Annotated in this window: 12 protein-coding genes; 7 read left to right on the top strand and 5 right to left on the bottom strand. The window is 66.2% G+C overall.

The genetic code is table 11. From position 1 onward, the window contains the following. Positions 1 to 14: 14 nt before the first annotated feature. From ACMDCM_RS10475 to ACMDCM_RS10455, 5 genes are all read right to left on the bottom strand, one after another. Positions 15 to 1,217, bottom strand: a complete 1,203-nt coding sequence (locus tag ACMDCM_RS10475) for a geranylgeranyl diphosphate reductase (RefSeq protein ID WP_412773503.1) — start codon at positions 1,215 to 1,217, stop codon at positions 15 to 17. A 1-nt stretch (position 1,218) separates the two neighbouring features. Continuing rightward, entirely contained in the window at positions 1,219 to 2,559 is a 1,341-nt protein-coding gene (locus tag ACMDCM_RS10470) for a BCD family MFS transporter (protein ID WP_412773502.1), read from the bottom strand. Then, positions 2,556 to 3,455 carry a chlorophyll synthase ChlG gene (chlG, locus tag ACMDCM_RS10465; protein WP_412773501.1) on the bottom strand — a complete coding sequence of 300 codons (900 nt, stop codon included), beginning with the start codon at positions 3,453 to 3,455 and terminating at the stop codon, positions 2,556 to 2,558. The genes ACMDCM_RS10470 and chlG overlap by 4 nt, the downstream gene beginning before the upstream one ends. 6 nt (positions 3,456 to 3,461) lie before the next feature. Next, positions 3,462 to 4,898, bottom strand: coding sequence for a transcriptional regulator PpsR (gene ppsR / locus ACMDCM_RS10460; protein ID WP_412773500.1), 1,437 nt, complete (start codon positions 4,896 to 4,898; stop codon positions 3,462 to 3,464). 76 nt (positions 4,899 to 4,974) lie between these two features. Then, complete coding sequence (locus tag ACMDCM_RS10455; RefSeq protein WP_412773499.1) at positions 4,975 to 5,943, bottom strand: cobalamin B12-binding domain-containing protein; 969 nt, start codon at positions 5,941 to 5,943, stop codon at positions 4,975 to 4,977. Between the two features lie 286 nt (positions 5,944 to 6,229). On the opposite strand from ACMDCM_RS10455, the gene bchF reads away from it, so the two are divergent. From bchF to ACMDCM_RS10420, 7 genes are read left to right on the top strand one after another with little or no spacing between them, the layout of a single operon-like run. Continuing rightward, a complete protein-coding gene (bchF, locus tag ACMDCM_RS10450) occupies positions 6,230 to 6,763 on the top strand; it encodes a 2-vinyl bacteriochlorophyllide hydratase (protein WP_412774725.1) in 534 nt (177 codons plus the stop codon). After that, the gene (locus ACMDCM_RS10445) at positions 6,760 to 8,031 is read left to right on the top strand and encodes a ferredoxin:protochlorophyllide reductase (ATP-dependent) subunit N (protein ID WP_412773498.1); all 1,272 of its coding nucleotides are present in this window, start codon (positions 6,760 to 6,762) and stop codon (positions 8,029 to 8,031) included. The genes bchF and ACMDCM_RS10445 overlap by 4 nt, the downstream gene beginning before the upstream one ends. A 1-nt stretch (position 8,032) precedes the next feature. Next, positions 8,033 to 9,568 (top strand): ferredoxin:protochlorophyllide reductase (ATP-dependent) subunit B, encoded by a 1,536-nt coding sequence (gene bchB / locus ACMDCM_RS10440; protein WP_412773497.1) that lies wholly within the window; start codon positions 8,033 to 8,035, stop codon positions 9,566 to 9,568. Next, positions 9,543 to 13,124, top strand: coding sequence for a magnesium chelatase subunit H (locus ACMDCM_RS10435; RefSeq protein WP_412773496.1), 3,582 nt, complete (start codon positions 9,543 to 9,545; stop codon positions 13,122 to 13,124). The genes bchB and ACMDCM_RS10435 overlap by 26 nt, the downstream gene beginning before the upstream one ends. Next, on the top strand, positions 13,121 to 14,029 hold the full coding sequence (gene bchL / locus ACMDCM_RS10430) for a ferredoxin:protochlorophyllide reductase (ATP-dependent) iron-sulfur ATP-binding protein (RefSeq protein WP_412773495.1): 909 nt from the start codon (positions 13,121 to 13,123) through the stop codon (positions 14,027 to 14,029). Before ACMDCM_RS10435 ends, bchL begins: the two co-directional genes overlap by 4 nt. Next, complete coding sequence (gene bchM, locus ACMDCM_RS10425) at positions 14,029 to 14,730, top strand: magnesium protoporphyrin IX methyltransferase (protein ID WP_412773494.1); 702 nt, start codon at positions 14,029 to 14,031, stop codon at positions 14,728 to 14,730. Before bchL ends, bchM begins: the two co-directional genes overlap by 1 nt. After that, positions 14,727 to 16,157 (top strand): PucC family protein, encoded by a 1,431-nt coding sequence (locus ACMDCM_RS10420; RefSeq protein ID WP_412773493.1) that lies wholly within the window; start codon positions 14,727 to 14,729, stop codon positions 16,155 to 16,157. Before bchM ends, ACMDCM_RS10420 begins: the two co-directional genes overlap by 4 nt. Positions 16,158 to 16,164: the final 7 nt, after the last annotated feature.

Here is a 16,164-nt window from a genome sequence, read left to right as displayed (position 1 = left end):
CGCTGGCCTTCACCTCAACTCGCCCGCGCAAGCCCGGTGAGATGAGCGATATTCTTGAAGAAAATCCGGACGTGCGACAGTGGCCTGGTGCGCACCAGTTCCTTGTTCATGTAGGCGTCCCATGTCAGTTGCTGCACGTCGCGGTCCCGGCAGATCGCGACGAAGCGCTCGCGGCGATTGTCGCTGCTGTACCAGAAGCGCTGCATCTGCCCGAGAATCCAGAACACGCCGCCGTGCAGGCGCATGAACCGCTTGCGCGCGCGGGCGAGTTCGCGCGCATCGCCGCTGCGCAAAAAGTTGTGGACCGCGTCGGCCACGATGCGCCCGCTCGCCATCGCGTAATAGATGCCTTCGCCCGATGCCGGCGCGACGACGCCGGCCGCGTCCCCGGCGAGCACGACGTCGCAGCCGTTGTCCCAGCGCTTGAGCGGTTGGAGCGGTATAGGCGCGCCTTCGCGTCGCAGGGTTGCCGCCTGGCTCATGCCCACGGCTTGCCGCAGCTCGGCGACGGAGCCGCGCAGGGAGAATCCCTTGCACGCGCTGCCGGTCCCGATGCTCGTGGTCGCGCCGTGCGGGAAAATCCAGCTATAGAAGTCCGGAGACAGCTTGCCGCGATAGATCACGTCGCATCGCGTGCCGTCGAAGGCGGCCTGACCCTGGTCCGGCGAGCGGATGATCTCGTGATAGGCGAAGACGTAACGAATGGTCTCGGCGCCCGGAATGCATTGCCGGCCTACCGCGGATAGGGCCCCGTCGGCGCCGATCACCGCGCGGGCGCGGATCTCCGCCGTTTGCCCGGCCCCGGTGGCGTCGCGCGTTTCGTAACGCAGCACCGCCGTTCCGTCCGTGTCGCGGGTGAATTCCCGGAAGGTGCCGGTGGCGCGCGCGGCGCCCGCGCGGCGGGCACGCTCGCGCAGCCACTCGTCGAAGACGTCGCGATCGACCATGCCGACGAAGCCGCCGTCGATCGGCATATCGACTTGCCTGTCGGCCGGCGACACCATCCTTGCGGAGGAGATGCGCGCGACCATCAGGTCGTCGGGTATGTCGAAGTCGCGGATCAGCCGCGGCGGAATCGCTCCGCCGCATGGCTTGATGCGGCCCGCGCGATCGAGCAGCAGCACGCGGTATCCGAGCCTCGCCAGATCGTTCGCCGCGGTCGCGCCCGCCGGACCGCCTCCGACCACCGCCACATCGTATGTCCGGGGATCTGTCATGTCATGCTCCCTGATTGGCGGGGCTGGGCATCGGCCCCGCCGGATGTTTCCCGGTAGACGGCCGGCCGATGCGGGCTGCAAGGCAAGCGGCCAATACGAACAGTCCGGCCTCGGCTGCGAAGACGAGCGAATAGGAGAGCGAGAGCGACGGCAGCGCGCGTCGCGCCGCATCGCTCGCCAGCGTCCCGATGAAGCCGCCAATTCCGAACGAGATCGCCTGCGCCGCACCCCACATCCCCATGCGCATGCCTTCGCGGTTCCGATGCCCGGAATCGACCAGTTTCATCATCGCGCCGATCGCCGCGATCGCGTAGACGCCGTTGGTAACGCCCAGCATCAGGACGGACAGGCGCAACGGCCAGGGCGGCCCGACCAGCGCGGCCAGCGCGAGGCCGGTCAGCGCCAGCGCCGATGCGAGGCAGCCCGCGATGATCCAGGCCGTTGTCCGCATCCGCCACGCCGGCATCAGCATATTGATGGCAGGCACCAGCAGCATGCCGGTCAGCGCACCGGTGTGCTGGACGCCGGACAATTGCGTCGTCTCGCCCGGCGTCATGCCGAACACCATGCCGGCGAATGGTTCAAGGATGAGGTCCTGGGCGCTATAGGCCAGCATGGAAATGAAGATGAAGATGGCGAAGCGCCGCGTCGAAGGCTCGCGCCAGACCTCCCTGAAACCCTCGCCGAACGAAGCGTCGCGCGTTCGCGCGTGGCGCATTCCGGGCGCGGGCGTTTTGCTTTCGATATTCCAGACGCCGGCCAGCGTCAGGATCATCGCGATCATCGAGACCACCGACGACACTGCGACCAGTCGCGGCCCTGAAAACGGGTCGAGCGCGCGGCCCGCCGCCGCCGTGGTTACGATGAAGCCCGCGATCGTCATGATCCAGGTGATCGAGGCCGCGGCGCTCCGGCGTTCCGGCGAGGTGCGCTTGGCGAGCAGCACCAGCAGCGATGTCCCCGCCGCGCCGACGCCGATGCCGATCATGACGAAGGCGGCGATGGCCAGGGCGACGCCGGCAAGAAGCTCGGTCGCCATCAAGACGGTAGCGCTGGCCGCGAGCACGCCGCCCGCGGCCAGCACCGCCATTCCGCCGATGATCCAGGGCGCGCGGCGTCCGCCGAGATCGGAGCCGTGGCCGAGGCGGGGGCGGAAGACCTGCATGGCATAGTGAATGCCGACGAGGAATCCCGGCAGGGTGGCTGGCAACGCAAGCTCCACCACCATGACCCGGTTCAGGGTCGATGTCGTGAGCACGACGACCGCGCCGAGCGCGAACTGGACCAGGCCGAGCCGGACGATTCCGGTCCACGACAGGGGTTGCGGGGAATTCGGCGTCATGGCCCCAGCCCCGCGAGCGCGAATGCGCTGACCATCATGCCGAGGACGTAAAGGCTGACGCCGGTCCCGTTGTACCAGGGCGCCAGTTTCCGCGGGTCTCGCAGGAGCCGCGGCATCAGGCCGATCTGAACGGCGAGCAGCGCGGCGATCGCCACGGCGTGAAGTGGGCGATCCCAAGCGAACAACATGACGATCACCGCCGCCTGCGCCAGAGCCATGGTCGCGCAGGCGACGACGCCCGCGCGCTGCGGACCGAGCTGCGCCGGCAGCGATGCGACGCCCATCTTGCGATCGCCTTCGATGGATTTGAAGTCGTTCAGCGTCATGATGCCGTGCGCGCCGAAGCTGTAGAGCAGCGCGACCAGCACGATCGGCCAGTGAGGCGCGCCGCGAGTCATGATCGCCGCCGCGGTGAACCACGGCAGCCCCTCGTAGCAGAGACCGACGGCGCTGTTGCCCCACCAGCCGTTCTGCTTGAGGCGGATCGGCGGCGCGCTGTAGGCCCAGGCCAGCGCCAACCCGACCACGGACGCTCCGAATCCCCAGGGACCGAGCAGGGCCGCGACCAGAAGCGACAGCACCGTCCAGACGATCGCGATATAGAGCCCCCAGCGGCCCGGAACGCGTCCCGATGGAATCGGGCGGTTCGGCTCGTTGATGGCGTCGACATGACGGTCGAACCAGTCATTGGCCGCCTGGCTGGTGGCGCAGACCAGCGGACCGGCAAGGGCCATGCCTGCGATGACGGTCGGCCAGCGGTCCCAAACGCTCGCGCCCGAGGAAGCGACCCCGCAGCCGAACGCCCAGATCGGCGGAAACCAGGTGATCGGTTTCAGGAGTTCGAGGACGACCGATGGCGAGGGCCGCGCGAGCGAAGCAGGGGCGATTTCCGTCATGATGGCCTACTCGATCCTGTTATCGTCATACTCGCCGATGTCCGCGAGCCCGAAGCGCCGCAGCTTGACGTAGAGGCTCTGCCGGCTGAGGCCGAGCATTTCGGCCGCTGTGGCGCGATTGTCGCCGGTCAGTTTCAGCGCCGCCTCGATGCACATGCGCTCGATAACGTCGGTCGTCTCCCGCACCAGCTCCTTCAGGGGCACGCGCCCGATCAATTCGACGAGCTGCTCGCGCGATCGCGGGATTTCGGAATGGGGCGCGATCGAGCCTCCGATCCGCCGCCCGACATCGCGGACGATGAAGCCGAGATTCGGATCTGCCTCGCTGCCGAGCATGGCGGCGGAAATCTCGACGTCGACCGGCGAGCCGAGCTCACCGCGAACAACGCTGGAAAACAGCTTGAGCGACCTTTGCTGACGCAAATTCAACAGCAGAATGTCGAAATCGACGCTCGACTTGCCGATCCAGCGATCGATGCGCTCGCCGTGAACGCGCTTCTCGCTGTCGATCTGCGCGAGTTGCAGGAACGCGGCGTTGGCGTGAAGCAGGTGCCCCTCGTGATCCGTCAGCACGAAGCCATCCGCAGCATCCTCGACGAACTGCTGCATCTGTAATGTCAGATCGGGCTTGGCCGGCAACACGTACGCAGTCGCCACCGGCGCGAAACGCAGCAGAAAGAACGAGGAGAGGTCCTGCCTGAAGAGCATGCCGTCGAGCACGAACTGCCTTCCGTCGCCGAGGCTCAGTCGCTTGTTTTCAATTCTCGACTGCGCGCGAAGCGCGAAGGCGATGCCCTGGGCGACGGACGGGTCGTCGATCGGCAGGGCGTCGGGAAACAGTTTGCCGACCAGATGCGCCAGGCTTCCATCGGTCAGGATGGACGCGGCGGGATTCGCCTCCACGACGCGGTGGGTCGCAGCGTCGACGATCAGTACCGGTTCCGAATACATCTGGAACAGGATACGATAACGCGATTCGACGTTCCGCATGCGCGAATAGTCGCGCTCGATCACCATCTGCGCCTCGACCAATTTTTGCTGGAGCGCGGCGGCGGCGCGCAGGTCACGCCCGATCGCGACGTTGCGCCGCCGATCCTCGATCGCGATCGCGGAAAAGAGAAACGGAACGTCGGGGCCGCGGGTTGCCGGGCAACGAATCTCCCGCCATCGCGGAACCTTGTGGGCGGCGGCCTCTTCCAGCATCTGCTCGATCTTGATCTGGCTCTCCTCGGCGACCGTCGCCTGCCAGGACCGGCCGACCCACTGGTCCGTGTTCTTCAACTCGAGCGGCAAGTCCGCGCGCTGGAAGGCCATATCCCGAATGACGCCGTCGCCGTCGAGGGCCAGCGCGACATCCGCGGTGGCGGCGATCAATGTCGCCGCGATGTCAGCCTTGAGATCGCCAAGCGATTCTTTTGGATACCTGAAAGCCTTCACGGGCACGGACGAAACAACCTTCCTGAAAAAGGAACATCATGACGGCGAGTTTCGTCCTACCGTAACCCTGGTCGATGCCCTGTTATCGTTGGTCTGTCAGCAAGGTAACGACGCTGCGGGCTTGCCCGGCTTCTTGACTGAAATCGGAGACGACAGCGTCGCCACCGACCAATAGGACGAGTTCAGGCCGTTCAGTGAATGCTGTTCCACCGACCATGACGCCGATATCCCGGTTGGGCGATTCACGCCGGACCGTGCGGATATTCGAGGCGAGGTCATCCAGCTTTTTGTCGCTGTTGGAAAAAAATTCGACAACGTCGAACCATTGCGTGCGGATCGTGTCGATAAAGGCCGCGTGCGCCGAGTTCGGTTCGATCCAGGTATCCCACCCGTCGCGCCGAAGAAATTCGCCGGCCAGAACGAGGCCGAATATCATGTGCCCCACATCGTGGTTCTCGCCCGGTCCGGGCGCGAGCAGGGCGCGAAGTCCCGTGGATCTGAGGGATGCGTCAGCGCAAAAGGCCGGGCTGAGGTCGCGCAACAGTTGCTGCATGCGCCAGAAGGCGAGGGTGACGTCGGCGAAGTCCCATTCGTCGTTCACCCAGAGGTGGCGCAGGTGGCGCGCGGTCGGAACGAGCAGATCCAGATAGATCGTTTCGAGCGACGTGCCGCGATCCCGGAAAGCCTGGATGCAGTCCGCCGCGCGGCTGCCCGTCTCGCCAAGCATCAGTTGGGCAAAGCCCGCGGGGTCGGAATCGTTGGTCGGCGCCGCCGGAAGGTTGTCGGAATGAGCGAGGTTGCCGCGCGCCATCACAAGACGGGGAATGATTTCGACCTCGATGATTTTGCTCACGGCCGTCAGTGGCTGGCGCGTCGCGGACACATGACGGCGAAAGGCGGCCTCGGAAAACCTGGGCGAAAGCCCGGAGTCACGATGCATCCGGCTCGGCCTGGCGCCGAAATCGAAAGCAACATCAGGGGCAGTTTCATTGAGCTCAGCCATCGAATGCCTCCCTATCAGTATCTGAACGGATGTTGTCGTTTTCGTCAAGCATTATTGACGTCAATAGCAGTTGACACCCCTCGCTCGGAGGTCTAGCCTCTCCTTACTGTCCGTATTGGGCTTCCACTGGCGGGGTGAAGCGATGCACGAGCGCCGAACCACTCGAACCAGGCGTAATGCTGATGGCTCTGATGTCGTGTTCATGGCGCGCCTCCCTGGCCCATCGCATCACCGCACCGTTAGATTGTCAAATGTTCATTACACAGAATGTTGCGCTGACTTAACACCGGGCGCGGCCTACACCCCCTGGCCGGACACCGGCATCCTGATCGGTGTGCGCGATCGGCGGGGAGGAGCGGACGATCGGCGGCCGGCCCGGCCGCAGGCTGTGGCGCTCTACACCGCCGAAGAAAAACGGCGGCGTGACGCGACACCGTGGACCCTGGTGCAGGGCATTCTGGCGCCGGTCCAGTTCGTCGCCTTCCTTGTGAGCCTGGCCCTCGTGCTGCGTTACCTCGCGACCGGCGAGGGGCTGTGGATCGCGACCTGCTCGATCGTCGTCAAGACGCTGCTGCTCTACGCAATCATGGTGACCGGCTCGATCTGGGAGCGCGTCGTGTTCGGCCGCTACCTGTTCGCGCGGGCTTTCTTCTGGGAAGACGTCTTCAGCATTCTCGTGCTGGCGCTGCACACGGCCTATCTCGTGGCGATCTTCGCGGACATCGGCAGTCCGCGGCAGCAGATGATGCTGGTTCTCGCCGCCTATGCCTCCTACGCGATCAACGCCACGCAATTCCTGCTCAAGCTGCGAGCCGCGCGTCTTCAGGAGCGCAACGTGTCTGCATTGGCCGTCGCGGAGGTATCATGAACGTGCGCGTGCAACCTTGTCCGGATGGCGGCGGCGTTCTGCGCGAGCGCGGGCAACGCGAGGTGTTCTGCGGGCTGACGGGCATCGTCTGGCTGCATCGCAAGATCCAGGACGCATTCTTTCTCGTGGTCGGCTCGCGGACCTGCGCGCACCTCATCCAGTCGGCGGCGGGGGTGATGATCTTCGCGGAGCCCCGCTTCGCCACCGCGATCATGGAGGAGCGCGATCTTGCCGGGTTGGTCGATGCGAATGACGAACTCGACAGCATCGTGGCGCAACTGCTGGCCCGGCGTCCGGACATCAAGCTGCTGTTTCTCGTCGGCTCCTGCCCGTCGGAAGTCATCAAGCTTGATCTGTCGCGCGCGGCGCTGCGGCTGTCCCAAAAATTCGCGCCGGCGGTCCGCATTCTCAACTATTCGGGCAGCGGCATCGAGACGACCTTCACGCAGGGCGAGGATGCCTGCCTCGCCTCGCTGGTGCCGGTGCTGCCCGCGGCGGAAATGAAAACGCTACCCTCGCTGCTGATCGTCGGTGCATTGGCCGACGTCGTGGAGGATCAGTTCCGGCGTCTGTTCGCGGCGCTCGGAATAGTCTCCGTGGCGTTCCTGCCGCCGCGGCGCTCGCGCGATCTGCCGGCGATCGGGCCGAACACGGTCTATCTGCTGGCGCAGCCGTTCCTTGGCGACACCGCTCGCGCGCTCGAGGAACGCGGTTGCCGGCGGATTCCGGCGCCGTTTCCGCTGGGCAGCGAGGGTACCACACTCTGGCTGCGCGCCGCCGCACGGCACTTCGGCATTGACGACGCGCGCTTCGATGCCGTCACCGCGCCGCTGCGCGCGCGCGCCGACCGCGCGGTCGCGCGCCACCGGCCGCAACTCGCCGGCAAGCGCATCTTCCTGTTTCCGGATTCGCAGATCGAGATCCCGCTGGCGCGCTTCCTCGCGCGAGAGCTCGGCATGAGTCTCGTCGAGGTCGGCACGCCCTATCTGCACCGCGACCATCTCGCCGGCGATCTCGCCTTGCTGCCTCCGGACGTTCTCCTGAGCGAAGGGCAGGACGTCGAGCGGCAACTCGATCGCTGCCGCGACGCGCGGCCCGACCTCGTGGTCTGCGGCCTCGGCCTCGCCAATCCGCTAGAGGCGGAGGGCATGGCGACGAAATGGTCGATCGAACTGATTTTCACGCCCATCCAAGGCTACGAGCAGGCCGGCGACCTTGCCGAACTGTTCGCCCGGCCGCTGGTGCGGCGGGCAAGGCTGGTGGCTTGAGATGCAGCTCACGGTCTGGACATATGAGGGACCTCCCCATGTCGGCGCGATGCGGATTGCCACCGCGATGCGTGACGTCCATTACGTGCTGCACGCGCCGCAGGGCGACACCTATGCCGACCTGCTGTTCACGATGATCGAGCGGCGGGACCGTCGTCCGCCGGTGACCTACACCACGTTTCAGGCGCGCGATCTCGGCGGCGACACGGCGGAGCTTCTTCAAAGCGCGATGCGCGACGCCTATGAGCGCTTCGCGCCGCAGGCGATGCTGGTGGGCGCGTCGTGCACGGCCGAACTCATCCAGGACGATCCGGGAGGACTGGCGCAGGCGCTTGAGCTTCCGATCCCGGTGGTGCCGCTGGAATTGCCTGCTTATCAGCGCAAGGAAAACTGGGGCGCTTCAGAGACCTTCTACCGCATCGTGCGAGCGCTCGCCAAACCGCGCGAGACAGGCGCCGGACCGCAGCCCCGCGCGCGCCCGCTGTGCAACGTGCTGGGTCCGACAGCGCTGGGCTTCCGTCACCGCGACGACCTCGCGGAGATCACCAGGCTGCTGAACGAGATGGGCATCGACATCGGCGTGACCGCGCCGTGGAACGCCGCGCCCGCCGACATCGCCCGCCTCGGCGAGGCGGATTTCAACATCGTGCTTTATCCCGAGATCGCGTTGAGCGCTGCGCAATGGCTGCAACGGACTTTCGGTCAGCCGTTTACAAAGACCGTCCCCATCGGCGTCGCCGCGACGCGCGAGTTCGTCGCCGAAGTGGCGCAACTCGCCGGCGTCGATCCGGAGCCGACGCTCGCGACGGCGGACGCGCGTTCGGTGTGGTACGCGCGTTCGATCGATTCGACCTATCTCACCGACAAGCGCGTCTTCATCTTCGGCGACGCCACCCACGCCATCGCGGCCGCCCGCGTCGCGTCGAACGAACTCGGCTTCAAGGTCGTCGGCCTCGGCACCTACAGCCGCGAGTTCGCCCGCGACGTTCGGGAAGCGGCGGCGCTTTATGGCGTCGAGGCGCTGGTCACGGACGACTATCTGGAAGTCGAGGCGAAGGTCGCCGAATTGCAGCCCGAGCTGGTGCTCGGCTCGCAAATGGAGCGCCATATCGCCAAGCGGCTCGGCATTCCCTGCGCGGTCATTTCCGCGCCGACGCATGTGCAGGATTTTCCCGCGCGATACTCGCCGCAGATGGGTTTTGAAGGCGCGAGCGTGCTGTTCGACACCTGGGTGCATCCGCTGATGATGGGCCTTGAAGAACATCTCCTCGGCATGTTTCGCGAGGACAGCGAGTTCAGCGATTCCGCGCCCTCGCATCTCGGCCGCAAGCCGGTGCCGTCGTCGGCGCCGATCGAACTGCCGAAAGCCGTCGCCGCCGCGGCGTGGTCCGCGGAAGCCGAGCAGGAGCTTCACAAGATTCCGTTCTTCGTGCGTGGCAAGGCGCGCCGCAACACGGAGCGCTTCGCCCAGGAACGGAACCTGGGCCTGATAACGCTTGAGACCTTGTACGATGCCAAAGCCCATTTCGGCCGCTGACAGGACGCCCATCCGGGTCGTCATCGTGACGATGGACAGCCATCTGGCCACGGCTGCGTCACGCGCGCGCGCATCGTTGAAGACCGAGTTCCCCGGACTTGAACTGGCGATCCATGCGGCCGACGAATGGAGCTGCAGCCCGGCGGCGCTTGAACACTGCCGCGACGACATCGCGCGCGCCGACATCATCGTCGTCACCATGCTGTTCCTGGATGAGCACATCCAGGCCGTAATGCCGGCGCTCGCCGCGCGCCGCGCGCATTGCGACGCGATGATCGGCTGTCTGTCCGCGGCCGAAGTGGTGAAGCTGACGCGCCTCGGCAAGCTGACGATGTCCGGTTCGGGCGGCGGCGTGCTGTCGCTGCTCAAGCGCCTGCGCGGCAGCCGTGGCGGCGAGTCGAGCGGTGCTGGGCAGATGAAGATGCTGCGCCAGATGCCCCGGCTGCTGCGTTTCATCCCCGGCACCGCGCAGGATCTGCGCGCCTATTTCCTGACCCTGCAATACTGGCTCGCGGGATCGGAAGTGAACTTCGCCAATCTCGTGCGGTTTCTGGTCGGCCGCTATGCCGGCGGTCCGCGCGCGCAACTGCGCGGAAGGATTCGCGCCGCCGAGCCCGTCGCCTATCCCGAACTCGGGCTGTATCACCCCCGCCTCGCGGCGAAGATGGTCACGCGCGTCGACGAACTGCCGGTCCTTCCCAAGCCGGCCGGACGCGTCGGCCTGCTGGTGATGCGCTCCTATCTGCTGGCCGGCAACACCGCGCATTATGACGGCGTGATCGCAGCCTTCGAGGCCAAGGGGCTCACTGTTGTTCCCGCCTTCTGCAGCGGGCTCGATTCGCGGCCGGCGGTCGAGGCGTACTTCGTCAAGGATGGTGTCGCCACCGTCGATGCCGTGGTGTCGCTGACCGGCTTCTCGCTGGTCGGAGGTCCTGCCTATAACGACGTGCGCGCCGCCGAGGCGACGCTGGCGCAACTCGATATGCCCTACATTGTCGCGCATCCGCTGGAATTCCAGACCACCGAGCAATGGCGCGACGACGCGCGCGGGCTGACGCCGGTGGAAGCCACCATGATGGTGGCGATCCCGGAACTGGACGGCGCGACCGGGCCGATGACGTTCGGCGGCCGTTCGTCCATCGTCGACGCCGGACACGACATGACCGTGATGCCGGAGCGGGCCGCGATGCTCGCCGCGCGCGTCGCCAAACTGGTGGCGCTGCGCAAGAGCGCGCGGGCCGACCGCAAACTGGCGATGGTGCTGTTCAATTTCCCGCCCAACGGCGGCAGCGCCGGCACCGCCGCCTATCTGTCGGTGTTCGAGTCGCTGCACAACACCATGACGGCGCTCAAGGCGGCCGGCTACACGGTCGACGTGCCGGAGACGGTGGATGACCTGCGTGCCCGCGTGCTGAAAGGCAACGCGCAGCGCTTCGGCACCGACGCCAATGTCGCGGTCCGCATTCCCGTGGACACCCATGTCCGCCGCGAAAGCTGGCTGGCGGAGATCGAGCAGCAATGGGGCCCCGCGCCCGGCCGGCATCAGACCGATGGTGGCCATCTTTTTATTCTCGGCGAGCAGTTCGGCAACGTGTTCGTCGGCTTGCAGCCGGCGTTCGGCTACGAAGGCGATCCGATGCGGCTGCTGTTCGAGCGCGGATTTGCGCCGACGCATGCGTTCGCCGCGTTCTATCGCTGGATCCGCGAGGATTTCCGCGCGCAGGCGGTGCTGCATTTCGGCACCCACGGCGCGCTCGAATTCATGCCCGGCAAACAGGTCAGCCTGTCGGGCGACTGCTGGCCGGACCGGCTGATCGGCGACCTGCCGAACTTCTATTTGTATGCGTCCAACAATCCGTCGGAGGGCGCGCTCGCCAAGCGCCGCACCGCGGCGACCCTCATCAGCTACCTGACGCCGTCCATCGCGAAAGCCGGGCTCTACAAGGGGCTCGTCGATCTGAAGGCGTCGCTCGATAGCTGGCGGTCGATGCTGCCGGACGCCACCGAGCGGACCGACGTCGTGGCGCTGATCCAGGCGCAGGCGGCGGCGGTCGATCTCGCGGCGGCGGAGCCCGCGTGGGACGGCGACGCGCACAAGCGGATCGCGGCGCTGTCGGACAGCATTCTCGAGCTTGAATATTCGCTGATCCCGCACGGGCTGCATGTCGTCGGCCGGCCGCCGGCCGACGCCGAGCGCGCCGAGATGCTGGAGGCGGCGGGCATCACCGAGGATGGCGCGCGCGCCTCGCTCGATGCGTTGCTGGCCACCGATCACGAAACGCCAGCGATCATCCACGCGCTCGACGGCGGATATATTCGTCCGGTGCCCGGCGGCGATCTGCTGCGCAATACCGAAGTCCTGCCGACCGGACGGAATCTTCACGGCTTCGATCCGTTCCGGATTCCGAGCGCGTTCGCGGTGCTGGACGGCGCGCGCCAGGCGGAGCGGCTGCTGGCGCGGCACGCGCATGACGGCAACGCCTTGCCGGAGACCGTCGCGATGGTGCTGTGGGGCACCGACAATCTCAAGACCGAAGGCGCGCCGATCGCGCAGGCGCTGTGGCTGCTCGGCGCCGAGCCGCGCCGCGACGGCTACGGCCGGCTCGCCGGGGCGCAGTTGATTCCGCTGGAGCGGTTGGGGCGTCCGCGCATCGACGTTGTGATGACGCTGTCGGGAATCTTCCGCGACCTGATGCCGTTGCAAACCCGCCTGCTTGCCGAGGCCGCGCTGCTGGCCGCCGGCGCCGACGAGCCGGTGACGCAGAACTTCGTCCGCAAGCACGCGCTCGACTATCAGGCGCAGCATGGCGGCGAGTTGAGCGACGCGGCGCTTCGCGTGTTCGGCAATGCCGAGGGCGCTTACGGGGCCAACGTCAATCATCTGATCGATTGCGGCGCGTGGACCGACGAGCAGGAGCTTGCCGAGGCCTATACCCGCCGCAAGGGCTTCGCCTACGGCATCGACGGCCGGCCGGTGCGCCACGACGCGCTGCTCGGCCATGTCCTCGCGCGCGTCGATGCCGCATATCAGAACATCGATTCCGTCGAACTCGGCGTCACCACGGTCGACCACTATTTCGATACGCTGGGCGGCATCAGTCGTGCCGTGAAGCGCGCGCGCGGCGAGGCGGCGCCGGTCTATATCGGCGACCAGACGCGCGGCGAGGGCGCAGTCCGCACCTTGTCGGAGCAGGTCGCGCTGGAAACACGGACCCGGACGCTCAATCCGAAATGGTACGAGGCGCTGCTCGCGCATGGCTACGAGGGCGTCCGTCAGATCGAATCCCACGTCACCAACACGGTCGGGTGGTCGGCCACCACGGGTCAGGTCGCACCGTGGGTCTATCAGCAGATCACCACGACCTATGTGCTTGATGAGGCCATGCGCGAGCGGCTCGCCGCGCTCAATCCGGCCGCGTCGGCCAAGATCGCCAACCGGCTGATCGAAGCGCATGAGCGCAACTACTGGTCGCCGGACCAGGCCACGCTCGACTCGCTGCGCAAGGCCGGAGAGCAGTTCGAAGATCACCTCGAAGGGGTAGGAGTTGCCGCATGAATATTCCGATCCGACAACCCGCTGCCGCCGCAACGGTCGGCCGTCCCGATGGCGCCGGCAGCGTGCAGGTGCAGATGGACCCCAACGTCTCGATCGGAAAGGCGAAGGTGTTCTCGGTCTACGGCAAAGGCGGCATCGGCAAGAGCACGACCTCGTCGAACCTGTCGGTCGCGTTCTCCAAGCTCGGCAAGCGCGTGCTTCAGATCGGCTGCGACCCCAAGCACGATTCCACCTTTACGCTGACGAAGCGGCTGGTGCCGACCGTCATCGACGTGCTCGAACAGGTGAATTTCCATGCCGAGGAACTGCGGCCTGATGATTTCGTCTATCACGGCTACAACGGCGTGATGTGCGTCGAGGCCGGCGGGCCGCCCGCCGGCACCGGCTGCGGCGGCTATGTCGTCGGCCAGACCGTCAAGCTTCTCAAGGAGCATCACCTGCTCGACGATACCGACGTCGTCATCTTCGACGTGCTCGGCGATGTCGTGTGCGGCGGCTTCGCCTCGCCGTTGCAACATGCCGACCGCGCCCTGATCGTCGCCGCCAACGACTTCGACTCGATCTTCGCGATGAACCGGATCGTCGCCGCGATCCAGGCCAAGTCGCGCAACTATCCGGTACGGCTCGGCGGCGTGATCGTCAACCGTAGCGCGGGCACCGACCAGGTCGACAAGTTCAACGACAAGACCGGACTCAAGACCGTGGCGCACTTTCCCGACCTCGATGTCATCCGCAAGAGCCGGCTGAAGAAGTCGACGCTGTTCGAGATGGAGCCGTCGCCCGAGGTCGATGCCGTGCAGAACGAGTATCTGCGGCTGGCCGCGTCGCTGCTGGCCGGCGCCGAGCCGTTGAATGCCGTTCCCCTGAAAGACCGTGACATTTTCGATTTGTTGGGATTCGACTGATGATTACCGCAAACTATCTTGCACGGCGCAGCGAACTGGAAACCTATTTCGACCGCACGGCGGCGGCGGCGTGGACGCGGCTGACCTCGGACGCTCCGGTCGGTCGGATCCGCGCCACCGTGCGCGCGGGCCGCGACGAGATGCGCGGGACATTGCTGTCCTGGCTGCCAGAAGATCTGCGCGGCACGCGCCTGCTCGATGCCGGCTGCGGTACTGGCGCGCTGTCGATCGAGGCGGCGCGGCGCGGCGCGGCCGTCACCGCGGTCGACATCTCGCCGACCCTGATCGGGATCGCGGACGGGCGGCTTCCCGCCGATATCGACGCCGGAGCGATCCGTTTCATCGCCGGCGACATGCTCGATCCGGCGCTCGGCACGTTCGACGTCGTCGTGGCGATGGATTCCATCATCCATTATCGCACCGAGGACGCCGTGCGGATCATCGCGAGTTTCGCGGCGCGCACGCGCCATGCGATGCTCGTGACCTTCGCGCCGAGGACCCCGTTGCTGATGCTGATGCACGCGGCCGGACGCGCCTTCCCGCGGGACAATCGCGCACCGGCGATCGAGCCCGTCTCCGAGCCACATCTGCGTAAGCTCATTCTGGATCATCCCGATTTGCAGGACTGGTCCTTCGGCCGCAGCCGGCGCGTCGCCAGCGGGTTCTACAAGTCTCATGCCCTGGAACTGGTGCGCCGATGATGAAGTCAGCTCCCTCACTCGCAGAATTCTGGATGCGATTGGGATCGCGGTTCCTGCCGTTTGCCGACGCGGTGACAACGGAGCTTCCGTTGTCGCGCCTGCTGCGCCTCTCGCTGTTTCAGGTTTCGGTCGGCATGTCATTCGTTCTGTTGAACGGCACGCTCAACCGCGTGATGATCGTCGAACTCGGCGTTCCGAGCTGGCTGGTCGCGGCGATGGTCGCTCTGCCGCTGATCTTCGCTCCGTTCCGCGTCCTCATCGGGTTCCGCTCAGACCATCACCGTTCCGTGCTCGGCTGGCGTCGTGTGCCCTACATTTGGTTGGGGACGATGTTGCAGTTCGGCGGCCTGGCCATCATGCCGTTCGCGCTGCTGCTCCTGTCGAGCCCGGCGCCGAGCCAGATCATCGGCGGGCGTATCGGCGTCGCCCTCGCGTTCCTTCTGGTCGGCGCGGGCCTCAACACCACGCAGACCGTGGGGCTTTCCCTTGCAACGGATATCGCGCCGGAGGCGTCACGCCCGAGCGTCGTCGCCTTTCTCTATGTCATGCTGATGGTCGGCATGATCGTGAGCGGGCTTTCGTTCGGGGTTCTGCTCGACAATTTCAGCGAAATGCGGCTGATCCAGGTCATTCAGGGCGCCGCGTTGACGGTGGTGGCATTGAACGTCGCCGCGCTTTGGAAGCAGGAGGCGCGTGATCCCTCCCGCACGTCGGCACGGCGCGAGCGTCCGCTGTTCCGAGATTCCTGGCATCAATTTCAGGCTGCCGGCGGTACGGTCCGCGTGCTCCTCGTCGTGGGTCTCGGGACGCTCGGCTTTACGATGCAGGACATACTTCTCGAGCCTTACGGTGCCCAGATCCTGAATCTCACCGTCAGCCAGACGACGGTGATTACAGCCGTTTTCGCGGGAGGGATGCTGGCGGGCTTCACGATCTCCGCCCGCAGCCTCCGCCGCGGGTTCGATCCCTACCGGATGGCCGCCATTGGCGTGACCGTGGGTGTCGCGGCCTTCTCGGCTGTGATCTTTTCCGCGCCTTTGATGTCGCCCGCGCTGTATCGGATCGGCGCGGCCTTGATCGGTTTCGGCGGTGGCCTGTTCGCGGTCGGGACTCTCACGGCGGCGATGGCGCTCGCGCCGAACGGCTCGGCCGGCCTCGCGCTCGGCATCTGGGGCGGCGTGCAGGCGACCGCGGCCGGTCTGGCGATCGCGGGCGGCGGCGTCATTCGCGATGTGATGTCGGCGCTCGCTACCGAAGGTCATCTCGGCGCGGCGCTCGTCAGCCGGGCTACCGGTTACACCTTCGTCTATCAGATCGAGATCGTTCTTCTGTTCGCAACGCTCGTCGTCATCGGACCGCTGGTGCGGTGGCGGCATCCCGCGCGACAGGAAAAACAGAAGTTCGGTCTCGTGGAATTTCCAGGATAGCCATCGG

This window comes from Nitrobacter sp., assembly GCF_047149785.1.
In the GTDB taxonomy this organism is placed as follows: domain Bacteria; phylum Pseudomonadota; class Alphaproteobacteria; order Rhizobiales; family Xanthobacteraceae; genus Nitrobacter.
The sequence above is the reverse complement of the archived record's forward strand: the minus strand, read 5'-3'. Positions and strand labels throughout refer to the sequence as shown.

Coding starts and splice junctions, on each gene's coding strand:
- ACMDCM_RS10475 (WP_412773503.1), bottom strand. CDS start 1,217: ATGACAGATCCCCGGACATACGATGTGGCGGTGGTCGGAGGCGGTCCG.
- ACMDCM_RS10470 (WP_412773502.1), bottom strand. CDS start 2,559: ATGACGCCGAATTCCCCGCAACCCCTGTCGTGGACCGGAATCGTCCGG.
- chlG (WP_412773501.1), bottom strand. CDS start 3,455: ATGACGGAAATCGCCCCTGCTTCGCTCGCGCGGCCCTCGCCATCGGTC.
- ACMDCM_RS10445 (WP_412773498.1), top strand. CDS start 6,760: ATGAACGTGCGCGTGCAACCTTGTCCGGATGGCGGCGGCGTTCTGCGC.
- bchB (WP_412773497.1), top strand. CDS start 8,033: ATGCAGCTCACGGTCTGGACATATGAGGGACCTCCCCATGTCGGCGCG.
- ACMDCM_RS10435 (WP_412773496.1), top strand. CDS start 9,543: ATGCCAAAGCCCATTTCGGCCGCTGACAGGACGCCCATCCGGGTCGTC.
- bchL (WP_412773495.1), top strand. CDS start 13,121: ATGAATATTCCGATCCGACAACCCGCTGCCGCCGCAACGGTCGGCCGT.
- bchM (WP_412773494.1), top strand. CDS start 14,029: ATGATTACCGCAAACTATCTTGCACGGCGCAGCGAACTGGAAACCTAT.
- ACMDCM_RS10420 (WP_412773493.1), top strand. CDS start 14,727: ATGATGAAGTCAGCTCCCTCACTCGCAGAATTCTGGATGCGATTGGGA.